Here is a 21,015-nt window from a genome sequence, read left to right as displayed (position 1 = left end):
TTGCCAAGACTGTGTGAGTTTTCCTGTACCGGCCTCTTCGCGGGTGAACCCGCTCCCACAGGTACACCGCAGGCCATGGGTTTGTGCGGTCTCTGTGGGAGCGGGTTCACCCGCGAAGAGGCCGGTACAGGCAACACAAGGCTCAATAGAACAACCGGTACCCCACCAGCCCCACCACTTCATTGAACAACTGCCCGCTCTGCCACATCGCCCGGCTCTCGGGCAGCAAGCCGGCGAACGGCCGGGCATGATCGCGTCCAAGGAAACCCACCGGCGCCGGTACCACCTCGAACCCCGCCTGCTCGAAGCTCCAGCGCGAGCGCTGCATGTGCCAGGCCTGGGTCACCACCACCACCCGGCGAATGCCCAACGGCTGCAGTACCTGCGCCGTGAGCCGGGCGTTTTCCCAAGTAGTGCGGCTACCCTCTTCCTGCCACTTCACCGCCACGCCGAAGTCAGCCTGCAACCGGTCAGCCATCAGCCGTGCCTCGCTCGGCGGGGTGCCATAGTGCAACCCGCCACTGGTCAGCACCGGCAAGCCCGAGGCCTTGGCCAGCTGCGCGGCAAAGCGCATGCGCTCCAGGGCGGTGGCCGTGGGCTGGTCGCTGCCGCCCCAGGCCGGGTCGCCGCGCTCACGGCCCGCGCCCAGCACCACAATTGCATCCGCCCGGCTCGCCAGGCCCGCCCAGTCAGCCACCGGCAGCGGCGGCTCGGCTTCCAGCCTGCGAGCGGTTTCCTGCACCACCAGTGGCAGGCTCATCAGCCACAGCCCGCCCAGCCCCACGGTAAAGCACAGCGCCGCCAGCCGGGGCCGCCGCGCGCGCAGCCACCAGGCCGCAAGCAGCAGCAGGAACAGGATGCCCGGCGGCATCAACCATTGTTTGATGAAGAATCGGATTGGCATCGGCTACACCTCCTTGGCAGGCGTGCAGCCTAGAAGGATCGACACCGGTCAACAAGGGTGTGGCCGGTGCCGATCATAAGATGTGTAGTGATGAACAACCGGCGCGATGGCCTGCGCCTGGCGACCTGAACGGCTAACGATGTGGCAGCGTCCTGGATTTCGCCGTGCTGGCGGTGCGTTTCTTGTCCTTTAGCCAGATGATCTTTGCCGATGCCGGCTCCGCTTGTGGGTAACTGCCGACAGGGCCATCGTGGCGCTCAGGAAGGGAATCCAGATACGCCTTGATCACTTCGAACTCCGCGTGGCTCAGGCCACTCAGCTCCAGTTCGGCTGGCTTCTCGTCGCGCAATCGCACCGAGGTCCTGGCCACTTCCAGTGCCAGGCCAAGCCGGTCGATCAGGCGTTCGTAAAGCTCCGGTCTGCTTGCGGTCAGCTGCGTCTCTCCCATCCGTTCACCTCATTGAAGATAAGAATATCTCCCCCCACACCTGAGCTTAGCGTCGCTGCAAAAACCGGCGATGTGCCGCGACCAGCGGGCATTCGCAACGAAGGTTTCCCACGATGCGCAGCGCTGCTGTATGCTACGGCGTTCACTCTAAACGACACCGGAGTGCCGGACGCAGCGAGGTTCCGCTGCCTGGAACAAGGTCTCTTCTCTCTCAGCCAAAAGTAGCCATGCACGAACAATACACGCCCCGTGATATCGAAGCCGCCGCCCAGAACTTCTGGGACGAGCAACAATCGTTCGCTGTTACCGAACAGCCAGGCAAAGACACCTACTATTGCCTATCGATGTTCCCGTACCCGAGCGGCAAGCTACACATGGGCCACGTGCGCAACTACACCATCGGTGACGTGATTGCCCGCTACCAGCGCATGCTGGGCAAGAACGTCCTTCAGCCGATGGGCTGGGACGCTTTCGGCATGCCCGCGGAAAACGCGGCGATGAAAAACAACGTCGCCCCGGCCAAGTGGACCTACGAAAACATCGACTACATGAAGACCCAGCTGCAGAGCCTGGGCCTGGCCATCGACTGGGCACGTGAAGTGACCACCTGCAAGCCCGACTACTACCGTTGGGAGCAGTGGCTGTTCACCCGCCTGTTCGAGAAAGGCATCATCTACCGCAAGAACGGTACCGTGAACTGGGACCCGGCGGACCAGACCGTACTGGCCAACGAACAGGTCATCGACGGCCGTGGCTGGCGTTCGGGCGCGCTGATCGAGAAGCGCGAAATCCCGATGTACTACTTCCGCATCACCGACTACGCCGACGAGCTGCTGGAAAGCCTCGACGAGCTGCCGGGCTGGCCTGAGCAGGTCAAGACCATGCAGCGCAACTGGATCGGCAAGTCGCGCGGCATGGAAGTGCAGTTCCCGTTCGACCAGGCCAGCATCGGCCACGAAGGCACCCTCAAGGTCTTCACTACCCGTCCCGACACGCTGATGGGCGCCACCTACGTCGCCGTCGCCGCCGAACACCCGCTGGCCACCCAGGCCGCGCAGGGCAACCCGGCGTTGCAGGCGTTCATCGACGAGTGCAAGAGCGGCAGCGTCGCCGAAGCCGACATGGCCACCCAGGAGAAGAAGGGCATGGCCACTTCCCTGCTGGTCGAGCACCCGTTGACCGGCGAGAAGCTGCCGGTGTGGGTCGCCAACTACGTGCTGATGCACTACGGTGACGGCGCGGTCATGGCGGTACCCGCCCACGACGAGCGCGACTTCGAGTTCGCCCACAAGTACAACCTGCCGGTCAAGGCAGTGGTACGCACCAGTGCTGGCGATGAAGTGGGCAGCGAATGGCAGGTCGCCTATGGCGAGCACGGCCAGCTTATCAACTCCGCCGAATTCGACGGCCTGGACTTCGCTGGCGCCTTCGACGCCATCGAAGCCGCGCTCATCCGCAAGCAACTGGGCAAGTCGCGCACCCAGTTCCGCCTGCGCGACTGGGGCATCAGCCGCCAGCGCTACTGGGGCTGCCCGATCCCGATCATCCACTGCCCGTCCTGCGGCGACGTACCGGTGCCGGAAGACCAGCTGCCGGTTACCCTGCCAGAAAACGTGGTGCCGGACGGCGCCGGTTCGCCACTGGCGCGCATGCCTGAATTCTACGAATGCAGCTGCCCGAAATGTGGCACCGCGGCCAAGCGCGAAACCGACACCATGGACACCTTCGTCGAGTCGTCCTGGTACTTCGCCCGCTACGCTTCGCCAAACTACGACAAAGGCCTGGTAGACCCGAAAGCCGCCAACCACTGGCTGCCTGTCGACCAGTACATCGGCGGCATCGAACACGCGATCCTGCACCTGCTGTACGCGCGCTTCTTCCACAAGCTGATGCGCGACGAAGGCCTGGTCACGTCCAACGAGCCGTTCAAGAACCTGCTGACCCAGGGCATGGTCGTCGCCGAAACCTACTACCGCGTCGCCAGCAACGGCGGCAAGGACTGGTTCAACCCGGCCGACGTCGAACTCGAACGCGATGCCAAGGCCAAGATCATCGGCGCACGGCTGAAGACCGACGGCCTGCCGGTGGAAATCGGCGGCACCGAGAAGATGTCCAAGTCGAAGAACAACGGCGTCGACCCGCAGTCGATGATCGAGGCTTACGGTGCCGACACCTGCCGCCTGTTCATGATGTTCGCTTCGCCGCCCGACATGAGCCTGGAATGGTCCGACTCCGGCGTCGAAGGCGCAAGCCGCTTCCTGCGTCGCGTCTGGCGCCTGGCCCAGGCCCACGTCAACCAGGGCCTGCCGGGCAAGCTGGACCTCGCCAGCCTGAGCGACGAGCAGAAGGTCATCCGCCGTGCCATCCACGCGGCGATCAAGCAGGCCAGCACCGATGTGGGTCAGTACCATAAGTTCAACACCGCCATCGCCCAGGTGATGACCGTGATGAACGTGCTGGAAAAGGCCCCGCAAGCCACCGAGCAGGACCGTGCCCTGCTGCACGAAGGCCTGGAGGCCGTGACCCTGCTGCTGGCGCCGATCACCCCGCACATTTCCCACGAGCTGTGGAATGCGCTGGGCCATCAGCAAGCTGTCATCGATGCCACCTGGCCTGCGGTCGACGAAGGCGCCCTGGTACAGGACACCGTCACCCTCGTGGTACAGGTCAACGGCAAGCTGCGTGGCCAGGTCGAAATGCCTGCTGCCGCCAGCCGCGAAGAAATCGAAGCCGCCGCCCGCAGCAACGAGAATGTCCTGCGCTTCATCGATGGCCTGACCATCCGCAAGGTCATCGTCGTGCCGGGCAAACTGGTCAACATCGTCGCCAACTGATGGCAACGCCCACCTGCAGTCGATGCGGGTGGGCGGTATCGGCCCACAAGGGAGCAACAACATGATCAAACGCAATCTGCTGGTGATGGGCCTGGCCATCATGCTCAGCGCCTGCGGTTTCCAGCTGCGCGGTACCGGTACCAACGAGCTGAGCATCAAGGAAATGGACGTCAGCGCGCGCAATGCCTACGGGGATACCGTGACCCAGCTGCGCCAGGTGCTGCAACGTAGTGGCGTCAATGTGCACACCGGCGCGCCCTACCGCCTGGTGCTGACCGACGAGCAGGAGCGCGAGCGTTCGGCAAGCTACAACAGCGGTAACCGCACCGCCGAATACGAACTGACCACAGCCCTCAACTACAGCATCCAGGGCCTGAACAACCTGGAACTGATGAGCGACAAGCTGGAAGTGCGCAAGGTCTACGTACGTGACGGCTCGAACATCACCGGCTCCGAACAGGAAGCCAAGCGCGCCCGCGAGGAAATGCGCCGCGACCTGGTCAACGCCATGGTTGTCCGCCTGCAGCAGCTGACCCCTTCGCAGCTGGACGAACTGCAGCGCAAGGCCGATGAACGTGCGCAGACCGAGGCCGCCGCGCTGGAGGCTGCTCGCCGCCAGCAGGCCGAAACGCCTCAGCAGTCACCACTGGAACTGCCGGGCAACTAAGCCCGCGCGGGGCACCCCAGGGTGCCCTGCCTTTTTCCCATGAAGCTCGCCCCCGCCCAACTCAACAAGCACCTGCAAGGCGCCCTGGCACCGGTCTACGTGGTCAGCGGCGATGACCCGCTGCTGTGCCAGGAAGCCGCCGACGCCATCCGCAACGCCGCGCGTCGGCAAGGCTTCGACGAACGCCAGGTGTTCAGTGCCGACGCCAACTTCGACTGGGGCACGCTGCTCCAGGCCGGGGCCAGCCTGTCCCTGTTCGCCCAGCGCCGCCTGCTGGAACTGCGCCTGCCCTCGGGCAAGCCCGGTGACAAGGGCGCGGCGGCCCTGATGGAATACTGCGCCAAGCCCGCCGAGGACACGCTGCTGCTCGTCAGCCTGCCCAAACTCGACGGCAGCGCGCAGAAGACCAAATGGGGCAAGGCCCTGATTGAAGGCGCCCAGTGCCAGTTCATCCAGATCTGGCCGGTGGATGCCCAGCAGCTGCCGCAGTGGATCAACCAGCGCCTGCAGCAGGCGGGCCTTACGGCACAGCGTGACGCCGTCGACCTGATCGCCGCACGCGTCGAAGGCAACCTGCTGGCTGCGGCGCAGGAAATCGAAAAGCTCAAACTGCTTGCAGACGGCAACCAGATCACCGTCGAAACCGTGCAGGCCGCCGTCGCCGACAGCGCCCGCTTCGATGTCTTCGGCCTGGTCGACGCCATTCTCAATGGCGAAGCCGCGCATGCCCTGCGCATGCTCGAAGGCTTGCGCGGTGAGGGCGTGGAGCCGCCGGTGATTCTCTGGGCCCTGGCCCGGGAACTGCGCCAGCTGGCCGGCCTGGCCCAGCAATTCAGCCAAGGCGTGCCGCTGGACAAGGCCTTCAGCCAGGCCCGCCCGCCCGTCTGGGACAAACGTCGACCGCTGGTCAGCAAAGCCCTGCAACGCCTGTCCGCACAGCGCTGGGCACAGCTGCTGCAGGACGCCCAGCGTATCGATGCGCAGATCAAGGGGCAGGCCGAAGGCTCGCCTTGGACCGGGCTTTCGCGGCTGTCGCTGTTGATGGCCGGGCAAAGGCTCGTGCTTCCTTCGCAATAGCTGGGGCCGCTTCGCGCCCCTTTCGCGACACAAGGCCGCTCCTACAGGAGATCGCATTTCCTTGTAGGAGCGGCCTTGTGTCGCGAAGGGGCGCGAAGCGGCCCCAGGATCTCAGCCATATACACAATCAATTGGCCCCAACCTGCCTGAAGGCCTAAAGTCCGCCCGAAATCCACCAGCCGGGAACCCGCCATGAGCAAAAAGCCGAAAAAACACGGCCCTAACAAGGCCAAGTCGATCATCGCCCAGCCACTGTTCCGCTGCCGCCAGGAACAACCGGACAAGGGCAAAGGCAGCTACCGCCGCGAAGCCTTCCAATCGAGAGATTGGGAGGCTTCCTACTTTTTGGCGGCATGAAAGCATCGCAAGCGCAGGCATGGTATGGTCGACACCTGACCTGCAATTCTGGATCTGTGCATGCTCTTCCGTCTTCTCCCCCGTTGGGAAACCCGCCAGCTGATCGCGGCCTCCAGCTTCATTCTGCTCGTTGCCTGCGCGGAAAAACCCACCGCAGCAGACGCACTGCCGCTGGCTCCTGCGCAACCCGCGCCAGTGGTAACCGTGCCCGGCGCAACGCCAGACGCCAGTACTGAAATCCAGCCGCTGCAAACCTTCGCCCAATGGCAGGCAGGCTTCCGCCAGCAGGCCCTGCAGGCCGGCATTTCACCCAGCACATTCGACCGCGCCTTCCTAGGCGTCACGCCCGACATGGACGTGATCAAGGCCGACCGCAGCCAGCCTGAGTTCAGCCGCCCGGTATGGGAATACCTGGAAGGCGCCCTGTCGCCCCTGCGCGTGCGCAACGGCAAGAAGCTGCTGGAGCAGAACGCCGAGTTGCTGACGCGCCTCGAGCAGCGCTATGGCGTCGACCGCCAGGTGCTGGTGTCGGTGTGGGGCATGGAGAGCAATTTCGGCCAGTTCCAGGGCAGCAAGTCGGTGATCCGCTCGCTGGCCACCCTGGCCTATGAGGGCCGTCGGCCGCAGTTCGCCCAGGACCAGCTGATTGCCGCCCTGCAGATCATCCAGCACGGCGACATCCAGCCAGAGGCCATGCGTGGCTCGTGGGCCGGTGCCATGGGCCAGACCCAGTTCATTCCGACCACCTACAACACCCATGCCGTCGACTTCGACGGCGATGGCCGCCGCGACATCTGGAACAGCACACCAGATGCCCTGGCCTCTACCGCGCACTACCTGCAGAGCTCGGGCTGGAAACAAGGCCAGCCGTGGGGCTTCGAGGTACAGGTGCCGGCTGGTTTCGACTTCTGGCAGGCCGATGGCGCGTTGCGCAAGCCGGTAAGCGAGTGGCTGGCGATGGGTGTGAAACTGCCTGCAGGCACCCAACTGCCGGCAAACAGCAACCAGCTGTCTGCCGCCCTGCTGCTGCCTGCGGGCGCACGTGGCCCGGCATTCCTGGTGCTGGACAACTTCCGCGCCATCCTCAAGTACAACAACTCGTCATCTTATGCGCTGGCGGTAAGCCTGTTGGGGGATCGCTTCAGCGGCTGGGGGTTCATTGCCGGCAGTTGGCCAAAAGAAGACCTGCCGCTCAGCCGCAGCGAACGCATGGAACTGCAGAACTTGCTGAACAGCAGCGGGCATGAGGCGGGGAATGCAGATGGCATTATCGGGGCGAATACCCGCAAGGCCATTCGTAACGCCCAGCAAGGGTTGGGGTGGCCGGCGGACGGGTATCCGACCCATAAGCTGCTTGAGAGCCTGCGTAGCCAGTGAGGCTTGAGAGCCTGCGTAGCCAGTGAGATTGCCGGGGGCGCTCTGCGCCCCATCGCCGGCAAGCCAGCCCCCACAGGGATATCATAGGCCTGACAGGCAACACAGGACCTGTGGGAGCTGGCTTGCCGGCGATGGGCTGCAACGCAGCCCCGACAATCTCAGGCCCTGAACAGGTCCTGCTCCAACACCAAGCTTTGCTGACCACTGTCCAGCCTCACCCGGGCCCCCATCGGCAAGCACACATTCGGGTCACAATGCCCACTGCGCCACCCCGCCAGCACCGGTACACCCAGTGTCCCGAAAGTATCCTCCAGCAAAGGCGTCAGCGCCGCCGTGGTGATCCCGGCAAAATCCCCCACCAGCACCCCTCTCAACCCGTCCAGCTTGCCCGCGAGACGCATCTGGGTCAGCAGGCGGTCCACCCGGTACAGCGGCTCGTTGACGTCCTCGATAAACAGTATGCAGCCCTGCGTGTCCAGCTCGGCAACCGTCCCCATGGTCGCCCCCAGCATCGACAGGTTTCCCCCCAGCAGCGGCCCACTGGCCGCGCCCGGCAACACGCTGCTCAAGGGGAAGGCGGGCGGGTGCACCACCTGATCACCTGCCCTTAGATGTCCACCCAGTTGCGCCAGCAACGAAGCCTCGGTCGGCTGTAACTTCCCCCCCAGCAGATCGGCGTTGAGCATCCCGCCATGAAAGCTGACAAGCCCGGTGCGCCGGTAGATAGCCATCTGCAGCGCAGTGATATCGCTGTAACCGATCAGCGGCTTGGGGTGACGACGGATCAACTCATAATCGATTTTGTCCAGCAGCCGCATGCTGCCGTAGCCGCCGCGCATGCACAGGATGGCGTCGATGGCAGGGTCGGCGAAGGCGTCGTGCAAGTCTTGCAGCCGCTGCTGGTCGCTGCCCGCCAGGTAGCCCTGGGCCTGGCTCGCCCCCGGGTAGATACGGCAGCGGTAACCACGGTCGGCAAACCACTCGCCGGCCTTCTGAGTATCCAGGCGCGCCGGCCCCGCCGGCGCGATGACCGCAAAGCAGGCATCCTTGTGGATGGCCCTGGGCAATGGTGCGTGAACGCTATCGACACAATTCATCATGCAGCTCCAGACATCTTGTCGCGTGTAGCTTATGGCTTGCAGCCCACAAACAAAAATGCCGATGTTGCCCTTTCGGCAAACATCGGCATTTTGGCATCAAGCCCGGCTCAGAGCTTGATCTTGGCCTCGTGCGCCTGCTGGTCGGCGTGGTACGAAGAACGCACCAACGGGCCGGAAGCGACGTTCTTGAAGCCCATCTTGTAACCTTCTTCGGCGAACCAGGCGAAGGTGTCCGGGTGCACAAAGCGCTGCACCGGCAAGTGGCTGCGCGACGGCTGCAGGTACTGGCCGAGGGTGAGCATGTCGATGTCATGCTCGCGCATGCGGTGCATCACTTCGATCACTTCTTCGTCGGTTTCGCCCAGGCCGAGCATCAGGCCCGATTTGGTCGGTACGTGCGGCACCATCTGCTTGAACTTCTGCAGCAGGTCCAGCGACCAGTCGTAGTCCGAACCCGGACGCGCGGCCTTGTACAGACGCGGTACGGTCTCGAGGTTGTGGTTGAACACATCCGGCGGCTCTTGCGCAGTGATTTCCAGGGCAACGTCCATGCGGCCGCGGTAGTCCGGCACCAGGGTTTCCAGCTGCACGCCAGGCGACAGCTTGCGGATTTCACGAATGCAGTCGGCAAAGTGCTGGGCACCGCCGTCACGCAGATCGTCGCGGTCCACCGAGGTGATCACCACGTACTTCAGGCGCAGGTCGGCAATCGCTACCGCCAGGTTCATCGGCTCGTCGACGTCCAGTGGTTTCGGTCGGCCGTGGCCAACGTCACAGAACGGGCAACGACGGGTGCAGATGTCACCCATGATCATGAAGGTGGCGGTACCACCCGAGAAGCACTCGCCCAGGTTCGGGCAGGAGGCCTCTTCGCAGACGCTGTGCAGCTTGTGCTTGCGCAGCAGCTGCTTGATGCGGTCTACCTCGGGCGAAACCGGGATGCGCACGCGAATCCAGTCGGGCTTTTTCGGCAGCTCGTCGGTTGGGATGATTTTTACCGGGATGCGCGCGACCTTGTCGGCGCCACGCAGTTTTACCCCAGCTTCCACCTTCTTCGGCGCAGGGCGCGGGGTAGCATCCTGGGTGGGTATCAGGTTCGGCACGGCTTCTTGCACAGTTGTCATATTCAGTCGATTCCGCCCGTGAGGGTCGTCTGCTCAGCGTAGTCGAGGTGCTTGACCAGCTGTCCGCGCAGCCTTGTCCTGACCTCGTCGAGTTCGATCGGACCTGCCAGGTCGCGCAGCTGGGTCATGGCCAGCCCCGCATAGCCGCAGGGGTTGATTCGGCGGAATGGCGCGAGGTCCATGTCCACGTTCAGGGCAAGGCCGTGAAACGAACGGCCGTTGCGAATTCGCAGGCCGAGGGAGGCGATTTTCGCTCCATCGACATAGACGCCCGGAGCATCGGGCTTGGCCGCGGCCTGGACCGCGTAACTGCCGAGCAGGTCGATGAGCGTGAGCTCGATACGGCTGACCAGCTCGCGCACCCCATAGCCCAGCCGGCGCACATCCAGCAGCAGGTAGGCTACCAACTGCCCGGGGCCATGGTAGGTCACCTGGCCGCCGCGGTCGGTCTGCACCACCGGGATATCGCCCGGCACCAGCAGGTGCTCGGCCTTGCCAGCCTGGCCCTGGGTGAAGACTGCGGGGTGCTCGACCAGCCAGACTTCATCCTGGCTGTCCGGAGTGCGCTGCTCGGTGAAGCGACGCATGGCTTCCAGCACCGGTTCGTAGGGCTGCAGGCCAAGCTCGCGAAAACCGAGGCAGGCGGACATCAGAGCACCATTTTCACGATGCCGGTAGCGCGCAAAGCGCTATTGATATCGTGCAGCTGGTCCTCGCTGGTGGCAACGATGTGCAGCTGCACCGTGGTGTACTTGCCTTCCTTGCTCTGACGCTCGGCCAACGTGGTCATGTCGACTTCGGCGTACTTCTTGAGAATCTCGATCACCGTGTCCTTGAAATTGACCACGGTATCGCCGATGACCTTGATCGGGTAATCGGCGCAGGGGAATTCGATCTTGTGCGACTTTACGTCTGGTTCGCTCATGGCGGAAACGGCCTCGTAAGCCGTGGCAACAACAACGCCCCCGCGAAACGCGCGGGGGCATGCAGGTCACGTATCAGTTGAACAACCCGTAGAAGAATAGACGGATGCTATCCCACATACGGCGGAAGAAACCACCTTCCTCGACGCCATCGAGGGCGATCAGGTCGGCGCTGTGAACCACTTGCTCGTCCAGTTTGACTTCCACTTTGCCGATCACGTCACCTTTGGCGATAGGCGCGGTGAGCTGCGGGTTCATGGTCATCGAAGCCTGCAGGCGCTTCAATTGGCCTTTAGGCATGGTCATGGTCAGGTCTTCGGCCAGGCCGGCCTTGACAATGCCGGTGGCGCCCTTCCAGACCGGTGCCTGGGTCAGTTCGGTACCCTTCTGGTAGAAGGTCTGGGTTTCGAAGAAGCGGAAGCCGTAGGTCAGCAGCTTCTGGGTCTCGGCAGCACGCGACTGCTCGCTGTTGGTACCGAACACCACGGCGATCAGGCGCTGGCCGTCACGAACGGCCGAAGCCACCATGCAGTAGCCGGCTTCGTCGGTGTGGCCGGTTTTCAGGCCATCGACGGTCTTGTCACGCCACAGCAGCAGGTTGCGGTTAGGCTGCTTGATGTTGTTCCAGAAGAACTCTTTCTGCGAGTAGATGGCGTAGTGGGCCGGGTCGACGTTGATGATCGCACGGGCCAGGGTCGCCATATCATGGGCCGACGAGTAGTGCTCCGGGTTCGGCAGGCCGGTCGGGTTCATGAAGTGGCTGTTGCTCATACCCAGGTCGGCAGCCGTTTTGTTCATCATGTCGGCGAAGGCATCTTCGCTGCCGGCGATGTGCTCGGACAGGGCCACCGAGGCGTCGTTGCCGGACTGGATGATGATGCCGTGCAGCAGGTCGCTGACAGTGACCTGGCTACCGACCTTGATGAACATGCGCGAACCGCCGGTACGCCAGGCGTTTTCGCTGACGGTTACCGGGTCGTTTTCACCGATCTGGCCGCGGCGGATGTCCAGGGTGGCGATGTAGGCGGTCATCAGCTTGGTCAGGCTGGCTGGCGGCAGACGCTCGTCACCGTTGTTCTCGACCAGCACGTTGCCGCTGGACGCGTCCATGAGTACGTAGGACTTGGCTGCCAGTTGCGGTGGCGCCGGCGTCATCTGCTCCGCCGCGAAGGCGGCAGGCGTGATCATCAGCAGTACAGGCAGGCAAAGTCGTTTGGCAAGGTTGGTGATGTTCATCCGTCTCTCGAAAATCGCTAATGGTCTGATGTTCCCTGGGCAAGATCATGTGCCCAGCGCCAGTCAGTCTAGTTTTATGGCCGTAGGCCTGGCCCGCCGCCGTGGTACATCAAGATGCGGCTTTATGTCGCTGCGGGCAAAAGCGGTCATTGTACATGGCCGCGCCCGGCAATTCATGACAAAACCGACAGTTTGGTGTTGTCTTCTTCGCGGGTAAACCGGCTTCCACAGGGGCATGTGAAACCCTGTGGGAGCGGGTTCACCCGCGAACACCGGCGCAGCCGGTGCCATCCACCGCATCGCCTGCTTCGCGGGCTCGCTCGCTCCCACTGTCAGTCAGCTGTGACCAGCTTGGCCTGCCCAAGGTTCGCCAGGCGAATGCTGTCCTGCGCCTGCTGGATCTCGCCCTGGCTGCCGATCGGCCCCAGGCGCACGCGGTGCAGGGTCTGCTGGTTACGCACAATGGAACTGATGAACACCGGGGCGCTGACCATGGTACTGAGCTTGGAGCGCAGCAGCTCGGCAGCATCCGGGTTGGCGAAGGCGCCGACCTGCAGGAAGCTTCCGGCATTGCCGCCCGGCACATTGTTGCCGCCGACCTGCACCGGCACCACTGGCGCCGCGTGCTGCTGCGGTGGCGGGGTCCATTGCTCGACGCGCCCGGTGCTGGCAGGCAGCGCCTGGTTCTGCGCCACTTGCGGTTCTTTGAGCACCATCGGTGGCGTCTGGCCACGCTGGGCCCACCATTGCTGCGGGTCGATGCCCTCGACGCGCACGTGTGCGGTGCCGATTTCGGCGTAACCGAGCTTTTTCGCCGCCGCGTAAGACAAGTCGATGATGCGGTCGGAATAGAACGGGCCACGGTCATTCACCCGCAGCACCACGCTGCGGCCGTTGGCCAGGTTGGTCACCCGCACATAGGCCGGCAGCGGCAGGGTCTTGTGCGCCGCACTCATGCCATACAGGTCATACAGCTCACCATTGGCGGTGTTCTGGCCGTGGAACTTGGTGCCGTACCACGACGCGGTGCCTTCGGCGCGGTAGTTGCGCGACTCCTGCATCGGGTAGTAGGTCTTGCCCAGCACCGTGTACGGGTTGGCCTTGTAGTTGCCAGTGTGCACAGTTGGCGTGGCGTCGGGAATCTTGTTGACGTCCACGTCCCACCACGGCGCGCCGTCCTTGTGCGCGCGGTTGATATCCAGGCCTGGCTGGGTGCGCACGACGTTGCCACTGCTTTGCTGGGCCGGACGATTGGAAGAGCAGCTGGCCAGCACCACGCCAACGGCGAGGCAGGTGAGCAGCTTGAAGGAATTGGCAGAGATGATTGCGCGCATTACTTGACGCCCCGTGCTTGGACCAGCTGTTCGGCAAGCTGATGCACCGCCATGGCATACATCACGCTGCGGTTGTAGCGAGTGATCGCGTAGAAGTTTTTCAGGCCCATCCAGTACTCGGGCCCATTGTCGCCCTCGAGACGGAAGGCGGTAACCGGCAGATCATCGCGCAGCGAATCATGAACCGACCAGCCAAGGCCGCGCAACTCCCCTACCGTCTTGACCGGCTCGATGCCGGTGGTCAGGCCTTGGTCGGCGCGCTCGCCGTCCACCCAGGCGCGGCTGACCACACCTTCGCCGGCTACCCAGCCGTGGCGCTTGAAGTAACTGGCCACGCTGCCGATGGCGTCGTCCGGGTTGTTCCAGATATTGATGTGGCCGTCGCCGTCGAAGTCCACCGCGTAATTGCGAAAGCTGCTGGGCATGAACTGCGGCAGGCCCATGGCGCCGGCGTAGGAGCCTTTGAGCGTCAAGGGGTCGAGCTGCTCCTCACGGGCCAGCAGCAGGAACTCGCGCAGCTCCTTGCGGAAGAATTCGGCCCGTGGCGGGTAGTCGAAGCCCAAGGTCGACAAGGCATCGATCACCCGGTAGTTACCGGTATTGCGACCAAAGAAGGTTTCCACGCCAATGATCGCGACGATGTACTGCGCCGGCACGCCGTATTCCTGCTCGGCACGCGCCAGCACGGCCTCATGCTGGCGCCAGAAGTCCACCCCGCGGGCAATGCGCGCATCGGTGAGGAACATCGGCCGGTAGTCCTTCCACGGCTTGACCCGTTCGGCCGGGCGCGAAATGGCGTCGAGGATCGACTGCTTGCGCTGCACTTCACGGAACACGCCCATCAGCTGCTCTGGGGCAAAACCATGGTCGCGGCTCATTTCGCCAACGAACTCGGCCACCTGGGGCGAGCGTTCGTAATCACCGGCATGGGCCAGCTGTACAGCGCCGAACAGGCCCACCGCGCCAAACCATGGCGCACAACGGGCAGCCCAGTTACGCACTGCTTGCATGAAATTCTTCACCTTATTCAAACCTGCGCGATCCATTTGCGGTGCGTATGGATCGACATCAAAACGCCAAACGCTGACAGCAGCGTCACCAACGAAGTTCCGCCATAGCTGATGAAGGGAAGCGGCACGCCCACCACGGGCAGAAGGCCGCTGACCATTCCGATATTGACGAACACGTATACAAAAAAGGTCATGGTCAAGCTGCCCGCCAGCAGCTTGCCGAACAGGGTCTGCGCCTGCGCGGTGATCACCAGGCCGCGACCGATCAGCAGCAGGTAGACGATCAGCAGCAGGCAGATCCCGACCAGGCCGAATTCCTCGCCGAGCACGGCGATGATGAAGTCGGTGTGGCTTTCCGGCAGGAAGTCCAGGTGCGACTGGGTGCCGAGCAGCCAGCCCTTGCCAAACACTCCGCCGGAGCCAATCGCGGCCTTGGACTGGATGATGTTCCAGCCAGTCCCCAAGGGATCGCTTTCCGGGTCGAGGAAGGTCAGCACCCGCTGTTTCTGGTAGTCGTGCATGACGAAGAACCACATCGCCACCGCCACCGGTACCGCAGCTGCCAGCACGCTGAGGATCCAGCGCCAGCGTAGGCCACCCATGAACAGCACGAAGGCGCCGGAGGCGAGAATCAGCAGCGCCGTGCCCAGGTCGGGCTGGCGTACGATGAGGATGAAGGGCACGCCGATCAGCACCAGGCTGATCGCCACGTGCTTCAGATGCGGCGGCAAGGTGCGCTTGGACAGATACCAGGCGATGGTCGCCGGCATGATGATCTTCATGAATTCCGAGGGCTGGAAGCGGATCACCCCGGGTATGTTGATCCAGCGCGTGGCACCCATGGCGTTGTGGCCCATCACGTCCACCACCACCAGCAACAGCACCCCGGCCAGGTAGGCCAGTGGCACCCAGCGGGCCATGAAACGCGGCTCCAGCTGGGCGATCACGAACATCGACACCAGGCCGATGCCGAACGAGGTGGCCTGCTTGAGCAGCAAGTCCCAGTTCTTGCCACTGGCCGAATACAGCACGAACAGGCTGCCGGCCGCGAGGGTCAGCAGAATGACCAGCAAGGGGCCGTCGATATGGATGCGCTGCAGAAAGCTGGCGCGCCGACGCATCACATCCTCACTGGAGAGCATGCGATCGAAATTGTTCATCACAAGGCCGATTCCTGGGTAACGGTGGCAGGCGCGAACTCGGGCTTGAGCCGGCCATTTTCGTCGAGCAACCAGGCGTCCATGATCTGGCGTACCACGGGCGCGGCCACACCAGAGCCGGACTCACCGTTCTCGACCATCACCGAGACCACGATCTTCGGGGCTTCGGCCGGGGCGAAAGCAACGAACAGGGCGTGGTCACGATGGCGCTCCTGGAGCTTGTTGCGGTCGTACTTCTCGCCCTGCTTGATCGCCACCACCTGGGCGGTGCCGCTCTTGCCGGCAATGCGGTACTGCGCGCCGGCCGCAGCCTTGCGCGCGGTACCACGGGCATTGTGCATCACCTGCTCCATGCCATGGGTGACCTTGGCCCAGTCGGACTTGTCACGCAGCACGATGTTGTCCATGGGGTTGTCGTCCACCGGCGGCTGGCCTTCGATGGTCTTGGCCAGGTGCGGGCGGTTCCATACGCCCTTGTTGGCAATCAGCGCAGTGGCCTGGGCCAGCTGCAGCGGCGTTGCCTGCATGTAGCCCTGGCCGATGCCGAGAATCAGGGTTTCGCCGGGGAACCAGGCCTGGCGGCGGGTGGCCCGCTTCCATTCGCGCGATGGCATCAACCCGGCGGATTCTTCGAACATGTCGAGGGAAACCCGCTGGCCGATGCCGAACTTGTTCATGTAGGTGGACAGCCGATCGATGCCCATCTTGTGCGCAAGATCGTAGAAATAGGTGTCGTTGGAACGCATGATTGCGGTGTCCAGGTCGACCCAGCCATCACCGGAACGGTTCCAGTTACGGTACTTGTGGTCGTAGTTGGGCAACTGGTAGTAACCCGGGTCGAACACTCGGCTGCCAGCATTGACCACACCACTGTCCAGGCCGGCAATGGCCACCGCCGGCTTGATGGTCGAGCCCGGCGGATACAAGCCACGCAGTACGCGGTTGAACAGCGGCCGGTCGATCGAGTCGCGCAGCTCGGCATAGGCCTTGAAGCTGATACCGGTGACGAACAGGTTGGGGTCGAAGCTCGGCTGGCTGACCATCGCCAGCACCTCGCCGGTACGCGGATCCAGCGCTACGATTGCGCCACGGCGGCCACCGAGGGCAGCTTCGGCGGCCTCCTGCAACTTGATGTCCAGGCTCAGCACAATGTCTTTGCCCGGCTTCGGGTCGGTACGCTTGAGCACCCGAAGCACGCGGCCACGGGCGTTGGTCTCGACTTCTTCGTAGCCTACCTGGCCGTGCAGATCGGGTTCGTAGAAGCGCTCGATGCCGGTCTTGCCGATATGGTGGGTGCCGCTGTAGTTCACCGGGTCGAGGGTTTTCAGCTCTTTCTCGTTGATCCGCCCCACATAACCCACCGAGTGCGCGAAATGCGCGCCCTGCGGATAGTGCCGCACCAGCTGGGCCACCACTTCCACGCCCGGCAGGCGGAACTGGTTGACCGCGACGCGGGCGATCTGTTCTTCGCTGAGCTCGAACAGTATCGGCACCGGCTCGAACGGCCGGCGACCCTGGCGCATGCGCTTCTCGAACAAGGCACGGTCGTCGGCCGTCAGCTCCAGCACTTCGACGATGTTGTCCAGCACTTCCTGCCAGTTACCTGCGCGTTCGCGGGTCATGGACAGGCTGAAGCTGGGCCGGTTGTCGGCCACAATGACGCCGTTGCGGTCAAAGATCAGCCCACGGGTCGGCGGAATCGGCTGCACATGCACCCGGTTGTTCTCCGACAGCGTCGAGTGGTAGTCGTACTGGATGATCTGCAGGTAGTACAGCCGGGCAATCAGCACGCATATAAGCAGCATGACCGCCACTGCGCCGACCACGACGCGGTTGCGCACCAGGCGGGCGTCTTTCTCGTGGTCCTTGAGACGGATCGGCTGCGACATCGGACTGCTTACAGGCTCATTTGTGGTAAGGGTGCCCGGACAACACGGTCCAGGCGCGGTAGATCTGCTCGCCGATGAGTATCCTTACCAACGGGTGCGGCAAGGTCAGCGGCGACAGCGACCAGCGTTGCTCGGCGCGCGCGCAAACCTCAGGCGCCAGGCCTTCCGGGCCGCCCACCATCAAATTCACCGTGCGCGCATCCAGGCGCCAGCGATCCAGCTCGGTCGCCAGCTGCTCGGTGCTCCAGGGCTTGCCATGGACCTCGAGGGTGACAATGCGTTCCCCAGGCTGAACCTTGCTCAGCATGGCTTCGCCCTCCTGACGGATCAGGCGGGCGACGTCGGCATTCTTGCCTCGGGTGTTCAGCGGGATTTCCACCAGCTCCAGCGACAGCTCGGCAGGCAGGCGCTTGGCATATTCATGCCAGCCTTCCTCGACCCACTTCGGCATGCGCGAGCCGACCGCGATCAGGCGCAGACGCACAGCGCTTTCCTTATTCGCGGTCTTTGAGCTTGTCGGAGTACTCGTGGGCATGCTCCGGGTTGTGGTGCTTGCCATCGGCGGCACGGCTTTGCTCGGCACCCTGCCACAGACGCTCCAGGTCGTAGAACTGGCGAGCAGCGGCAGTCATCATGTGCACGATCACATCGTTCAGGTCCAGCAGTACCCAATCGCTGTCGCCCTTGCCTTCTTCACCCAGTGGCTGGGCGCCTTTGGCCTTGACAGCTTCGCGAACCTTTTCGGCCATCGCGTTGATCTGGCGGTTGGAGGTACCGGTAGCAATGATCATGTAATCGGTCAGGCTGTGCTTCTCGCGCACGTCGATGACCTGGATGTCCTGGGCCTTGACGTCTTCCAGCGCGGCCTTGGTCACTGCGACCAGTTCTTCGCCGTAAATTTTCTGCTTGGTCATATAAAACTCGTTCAACTCGTTGGATGAGGCGCCAGAGGCGCCGTCAGTTAGGTGCACGATACAGTTCGTGCGCCTCGATGTAGGCCAGTACGGCGTCCGGCACCAGGAACCTCACCGACTTGCCGCTGGCCAGCAGCTGTCGGATCTGTGTAGCCGACACCGCAAGCGGCGTCTGCCAGACGAACGAAATATTTCCCGCCGGGCCGGACATGGCGGCGGGATCGCTCTCCGAACGCGCAGCCAGCAGGTTGCGCAGCTCGTCAGGGGGTTCTACGTCGGCATCCGGGCGTTGCAGCACCAGGATGTGACAGTGTTGCAGTAATTCTTCCCAGCGATGCCAGCCTGGCAAGCCACAAAAGGCATCCCAGCCCAGCACCAGGAACAGCTGGTCGCTGGCGCCCAGTTCGGCGCGGATCGATTCCAGCGTATCGATGGTGTACGAAGGCTTGTCGCGCTGCAGCTCACGGGCGTCGACGCTCAGGCAAGCAACGCCCTGCACCGCTTCGCGAACCATGGCCAGGCGATCCTCGGCAGCCACCTGCGGGGTGTCGCGATGTGGCGGCCGGGCGTTGGGCAGCAGGCGCAACTCGTCGAGCCCCATGAACTCGGCCACTTCCAGCGCGCTGCGCAGGTGGCCGATGTGCACAGGGTCGAAGGTGCCGCCTAGAATGCCGATGCGCCGGACTGCCTGGGCCTTGCTCAACTCAGCAGGACCCCTGGCCGCGCAGCTGGCCGTCGCCGATCACCACGTACTTTTCGCAGGTCAGGCCTTCGAGGCCGACCGGGCCGCGGGCGTGCAGCTTGTCGGTGGAAATACCGATTTCTGCGCCCAGGCCATACTCGAAGCCATCGGCGAAGCAGGTCGGGGTGTTGAGCATGACCGAGGCAGAATCGACCTCGGCCATGAACTGGCGCGCCTCACCCTGGTGCTCGCTGATGATCGAATCGGTGTGGTGCGAACCGTAATGGTTGATGTGCTCGATGGCCTGATCCAGGCCGTCGACCACACGCACCGACAGGATCGCGTCCAGGTACTCGGTGTGCCAGTCGTCCTCGGTCGCCGGCTTGGCGTCGATGATCGCCCGGGTGCGCTCGCAGCCGCGCAACTCCACGCCCTTCTCCAGGAAGCGACGGGCCATTTCGGGCAGGAAGCGTTCGGCCACCTGCTGGTCTACCAGCAGGGTTTCCATCGCGCCACAGATGCCGTACCGGTAGGTCTTGGCGTTGAACGCCACGTTCCAGGCCTTTTCCAGGTCGGCATGCGGGCTGACATAGATGTGGCAGATGCCATCGAGGTGCTTGATCACCGGCACGCGGGCATCACGACTGATGCGCTCGATCAGGCCACGGCCGCCACGCGGCACGATGACATCGACGAACTCGGGCATGCTGATCAGCGCGCCCACGGCTTCGCGGTCGATGGTCTCCACTACCTGCACCACCGCCGCCGGCAAGCCGGCAGCCGCCAGGCCACGCTGGATGCAGGTGGCGATGGCGCGGTTGGAGTGGATGGCTTCGGAGCCACCACGCAGGATGGTCGCGTTGCCCGACTTCAGGCACAAGCTGGCGGCATCGATGGTCACGTTCGGGCGCGACTCGTAGATGATCCCGATCACCCCCAGCGGCGCGCGCATCTTGCCGACCTGAATACCCGATGGGCGGTAGCTCATGTCGCGGATGGCGCCGACCGGGTCCGGCAGGCTGGCCACCTGGCGCAGGCCGGTGATCATGCCGTCGATGCGCGCAGGGGTCAGCGCCAGGCGGTCGAGCAACGCCGGCTCGAGGCCATTGGCGCGGCCGGCAGCCAGGTCCAGCTCGTTGGCGGCAGCAAGCTCGGCACGCGCGGCATCAAGCGCATCGCCGGCGGCCTGCAGGGCGCGGTTCTTCTGCGCGGTGCTGGCACGGCCGATCACCCGGGAAGCTTCACGGGCAGCGCGACCCAGGCGGGTCATATAGTCAAGAACGGACTCAGTCATGGGTTCGGTGTCTTGGCGAAGGGGAAATCGGCTGATTATAACTGCCGCGCAGGTGTACGCCCAGCGGTGGGTGGCGGATGGTAGAAAATGGCTGTTCGGCCATAGCCTTCCTGCGCCTGGGCCACTGCGACAACGAAACATGCAGATACCAATCACCTCCCTCACCGGTTCAGCCTGGATTAAGCCATTCATTGCTATCATCCCCGCCTTCCCAGCCGCGAAATGCCAGCATGCCAGCCCTGCCCGACAGCTTTTTCGACCGTGACGCCCAAACGCTGGCCAAGGCCCTGCTGGGCAAGGTCATCCGTCATCGCCATGGCAACCTGTGGCTGGCCGCGCGAATCATCGAGACCGAGGCCTACTACCTTACCGACAAAGGCAGCCATGCCTCGCTCGGCTATACCGAAAAGCGCAAGGCACTGTTCCTCGACGGTGGCCACATCTACATGTACTACGCCCGCGGCGGCGACTCACTGAACTTCAGCGCCCACGGGCCGGGCAACGCAGTGCTGATCAAGTCCGCCTATCCTTGGCAGGACGCCCTGTCCGGGCCGAACAGCCTGGCGCAAATGCAACTGAACAACCCCGACGCAGGCGGCAAAATACGCCCGGCGGAGCGCCTGTGCGCCGGCCAGACCCTGCTGTGCCGAGCCCTGGGCCTTAAAGTACCGGCCTGGGATGCTCA

The 21,015-nt window shown here is 63.7% G+C and carries 21 protein-coding genes; 6 read left to right on the top strand and 15 right to left on the bottom strand.

The window, feature by feature from the left end:
* Window positions 1-142: 142 nt before the first annotated feature.
* Complete coding sequence (locus tag HP546_RS10100; RefSeq protein WP_172223876.1) at window positions 143-904, bottom strand: YdcF family protein; 762 nt, start codon at window positions 902-904, stop codon at window positions 143-145.
* 133 nt (window positions 905-1,037) lie between these two features.
* Window positions 1,038-1,352, bottom strand: a complete 315-nt coding sequence (locus HP546_RS10095; protein ID WP_172223871.1) for a hypothetical protein — start codon at window positions 1,350-1,352, stop codon at window positions 1,038-1,040.
* 227 nt (window positions 1,353-1,579) lie between these two features.
* Here HP546_RS10095 and leuS point away from each other — a divergent pair, with 227 nt between their 5' ends.
* The 5 genes from leuS (at window position 1,580) to HP546_RS10070 (ending at window position 7,664) form a co-directional block, all read left to right on the top strand.
* Window positions 1,580-4,186, top strand: a complete 2,607-nt coding sequence (leuS, locus tag HP546_RS10090) for a leucine--tRNA ligase (protein WP_172223867.1) — start codon at window positions 1,580-1,582, stop codon at window positions 4,184-4,186.
* A gap of 61 nt (window positions 4,187-4,247) precedes the next feature.
* The gene (gene lptE / locus HP546_RS10085) at window positions 4,248-4,853 is read left to right on the top strand and encodes an LPS assembly lipoprotein LptE (RefSeq protein ID WP_172223863.1); all 606 of its coding nucleotides are present in this window, start codon (window positions 4,248-4,250) and stop codon (window positions 4,851-4,853) included.
* 39 nt (window positions 4,854-4,892) lie between these two features.
* Window positions 4,893-5,930 (top strand): DNA polymerase III subunit delta, encoded by a 1,038-nt coding sequence (holA, locus tag HP546_RS10080; RefSeq protein ID WP_172223859.1) that lies wholly within the window; start codon window positions 4,893-4,895, stop codon window positions 5,928-5,930.
* Between the two features lie 192 nt (window positions 5,931-6,122).
* Window positions 6,123-6,287, top strand: coding sequence for an alternative ribosome rescue factor ArfA (gene arfA, locus HP546_RS10075; protein WP_012274368.1), 165 nt, complete (start codon window positions 6,123-6,125; stop codon window positions 6,285-6,287).
* A gap of 60 nt (window positions 6,288-6,347) precedes the next feature.
* Window positions 6,348-7,664 (top strand): lytic murein transglycosylase, encoded by a 1,317-nt coding sequence (locus tag HP546_RS10070; RefSeq protein ID WP_172223854.1) that lies wholly within the window; start codon window positions 6,348-6,350, stop codon window positions 7,662-7,664.
* A 158-nt stretch (window positions 7,665-7,822) separates the two neighbouring features.
* Here the strand turns inward: HP546_RS10070 and HP546_RS10065 are convergent, their stop codons facing one another.
* The 13 genes from HP546_RS10065 to HP546_RS10005 form a co-directional block, all read right to left on the bottom strand.
* A complete protein-coding gene (locus tag HP546_RS10065; RefSeq protein WP_172223851.1) occupies window positions 7,823-8,761 on the bottom strand; it encodes an LD-carboxypeptidase in 939 nt (312 codons plus the stop codon).
* Between the two features lie 110 nt (window positions 8,762-8,871).
* Window positions 8,872-9,888: a lipoyl synthase gene (gene lipA, locus HP546_RS10060; protein ID WP_256676344.1), complete on the bottom strand. Its 1,017-nt coding sequence runs from the start codon at window positions 9,886-9,888 to the stop codon at window positions 8,872-8,874.
* A gap of 2 nt (window positions 9,889-9,890) precedes the next feature.
* Complete coding sequence (gene lipB, locus HP546_RS10055; protein ID WP_172223847.1) at window positions 9,891-10,538, bottom strand: lipoyl(octanoyl) transferase LipB; 648 nt, start codon at window positions 10,536-10,538, stop codon at window positions 9,891-9,893.
* Window positions 10,538-10,813, bottom strand: a complete 276-nt coding sequence (locus HP546_RS10050) for a DUF493 domain-containing protein (RefSeq protein WP_172223844.1) — start codon at window positions 10,811-10,813, stop codon at window positions 10,538-10,540. Before HP546_RS10050 ends, lipB begins: the two co-directional genes overlap by 1 nt.
* Before the next feature lie 73 nt (window positions 10,814-10,886).
* Complete coding sequence (locus tag HP546_RS10045; RefSeq protein WP_172223839.1) at window positions 10,887-12,047, bottom strand: D-alanyl-D-alanine carboxypeptidase family protein; 1,161 nt, start codon at window positions 12,045-12,047, stop codon at window positions 10,887-10,889.
* A 332-nt stretch (window positions 12,048-12,379) separates the two neighbouring features.
* A complete protein-coding gene (locus tag HP546_RS10040) occupies window positions 12,380-13,381 on the bottom strand; it encodes a septal ring lytic transglycosylase RlpA family protein (RefSeq protein WP_172223835.1) in 1,002 nt (333 codons plus the stop codon).
* Window positions 13,381-14,391 carry a lytic murein transglycosylase B gene (gene mltB / locus HP546_RS10035; protein WP_172223832.1) on the bottom strand — a complete coding sequence of 337 codons (1,011 nt, stop codon included), beginning with the start codon at window positions 14,389-14,391 and terminating at the stop codon, window positions 13,381-13,383. Before mltB ends, HP546_RS10040 begins: the two co-directional genes overlap by 1 nt.
* Before the next feature lie 17 nt (window positions 14,392-14,408).
* Window positions 14,409-15,512 (bottom strand): rod shape-determining protein RodA, encoded by a 1,104-nt coding sequence (gene rodA / locus HP546_RS10030; RefSeq protein ID WP_056796665.1) that lies wholly within the window; start codon window positions 15,510-15,512, stop codon window positions 14,409-14,411.
* 38 nt (window positions 15,513-15,550) lie between these two features.
* Entirely contained in the window at window positions 15,551-17,440 is a 1,890-nt protein-coding gene (gene mrdA, locus HP546_RS10025) for a penicillin-binding protein 2 (RefSeq protein ID WP_172223828.1), read from the bottom strand.
* Window positions 17,441-17,456: 16 nt separating this feature from the next.
* Window positions 17,457-17,924, bottom strand: coding sequence for a 23S rRNA (pseudouridine(1915)-N(3))-methyltransferase RlmH (gene rlmH / locus HP546_RS10020; protein WP_003249722.1), 468 nt, complete (start codon window positions 17,922-17,924; stop codon window positions 17,457-17,459).
* A gap of 10 nt (window positions 17,925-17,934) precedes the next feature.
* Entirely contained in the window at window positions 17,935-18,354 is a 420-nt protein-coding gene (gene rsfS, locus HP546_RS10015) for a ribosome silencing factor (protein ID WP_172223824.1), read from the bottom strand.
* Between the two features lie 43 nt (window positions 18,355-18,397).
* Window positions 18,398-19,057 (bottom strand): nicotinate-nucleotide adenylyltransferase, encoded by a 660-nt coding sequence (nadD, locus tag HP546_RS10010; protein ID WP_172223820.1) that lies wholly within the window; start codon window positions 19,055-19,057, stop codon window positions 18,398-18,400.
* 1 nt (window position 19,058) lies between these two features.
* Complete coding sequence (locus tag HP546_RS10005) at window positions 19,059-20,330, bottom strand: glutamate-5-semialdehyde dehydrogenase (RefSeq protein ID WP_172223816.1); 1,272 nt, start codon at window positions 20,328-20,330, stop codon at window positions 19,059-19,061.
* A 230-nt stretch (window positions 20,331-20,560) separates the two neighbouring features.
* Here HP546_RS10005 and HP546_RS10000 point away from each other — a divergent pair.
* Window positions 20,561-21,015 (top strand): DNA-3-methyladenine glycosylase (locus HP546_RS10000; protein ID WP_172223813.1); only part of this gene is annotated, 455 nt, incomplete at its 3' end.

Origin of the sequence: Pseudomonas sp. CM25 (assembly GCF_013179705.1) — a bacterium.
Classification (GTDB): domain Bacteria; phylum Pseudomonadota; class Gammaproteobacteria; order Pseudomonadales; family Pseudomonadaceae; genus Aquipseudomonas.
The sequence above is the reverse complement of the archived record's forward strand: the minus strand, read 5'-3'. Positions and strand labels throughout refer to the sequence as shown.

Coding starts and splice junctions, on each gene's coding strand:
- HP546_RS10100 (WP_172223876.1), bottom strand. CDS start 904: ATGCCAATCCGATTCTTCATCAAACAATGGTTGATGCCGCCGGGCATC.
- HP546_RS10095 (WP_172223871.1), bottom strand. CDS start 1,352: ATGGGAGAGACGCAGCTGACCGCAAGCAGACCGGAGCTTTACGAACGC.
- leuS (WP_172223867.1), top strand. CDS start 1,580: ATGCACGAACAATACACGCCCCGTGATATCGAAGCCGCCGCCCAGAAC.
- lptE (WP_172223863.1), top strand. CDS start 4,248: ATGATCAAACGCAATCTGCTGGTGATGGGCCTGGCCATCATGCTCAGC.
- holA (WP_172223859.1), top strand. CDS start 4,893: ATGAAGCTCGCCCCCGCCCAACTCAACAAGCACCTGCAAGGCGCCCTG.
- arfA (WP_012274368.1), top strand. CDS start 6,123: ATGAGCAAAAAGCCGAAAAAACACGGCCCTAACAAGGCCAAGTCGATC.
- HP546_RS10070 (WP_172223854.1), top strand. CDS start 6,348: ATGCTCTTCCGTCTTCTCCCCCGTTGGGAAACCCGCCAGCTGATCGCG.
- HP546_RS10065 (WP_172223851.1), bottom strand. CDS start 8,761: ATGAATTGTGTCGATAGCGTTCACGCACCATTGCCCAGGGCCATCCAC.
- lipA (WP_256676344.1), bottom strand. CDS start 9,888: ATGACAACTGTGCAAGAAGCCGTGCCGAACCTGATACCCACCCAGGAT.
- lipB (WP_172223847.1), bottom strand. CDS start 10,538: ATGTCCGCCTGCCTCGGTTTTCGCGAGCTTGGCCTGCAGCCCTACGAA.
- HP546_RS10050 (WP_172223844.1), bottom strand. CDS start 10,813: ATGAGCGAACCAGACGTAAAGTCGCACAAGATCGAATTCCCCTGCGCC.
- HP546_RS10045 (WP_172223839.1), bottom strand. CDS start 12,047: ATGAACATCACCAACCTTGCCAAACGACTTTGCCTGCCTGTACTGCTG.
- HP546_RS10040 (WP_172223835.1), bottom strand. CDS start 13,381: ATGCGCGCAATCATCTCTGCCAATTCCTTCAAGCTGCTCACCTGCCTC.
- mltB (WP_172223832.1), bottom strand. CDS start 14,391: ATGCAAGCAGTGCGTAACTGGGCTGCCCGTTGTGCGCCATGGTTTGGC.
- rodA (WP_056796665.1), bottom strand. CDS start 15,512: ATGCGTCGGCGCGCCAGCTTTCTGCAGCGCATCCATATCGACGGCCCC.
- mrdA (WP_172223828.1), bottom strand. CDS start 17,440: ATGTCGCAGCCGATCCGTCTCAAGGACCACGAGAAAGACGCCCGCCTG.
- rsfS (WP_172223824.1), bottom strand. CDS start 18,354: ATGACCAAGCAGAAAATTTACGGCGAAGAACTGGTCGCAGTGACCAAG.
- HP546_RS10005 (WP_172223816.1), bottom strand. CDS start 20,330: ATGACTGAGTCCGTTCTTGACTATATGACCCGCCTGGGTCGCGCTGCC.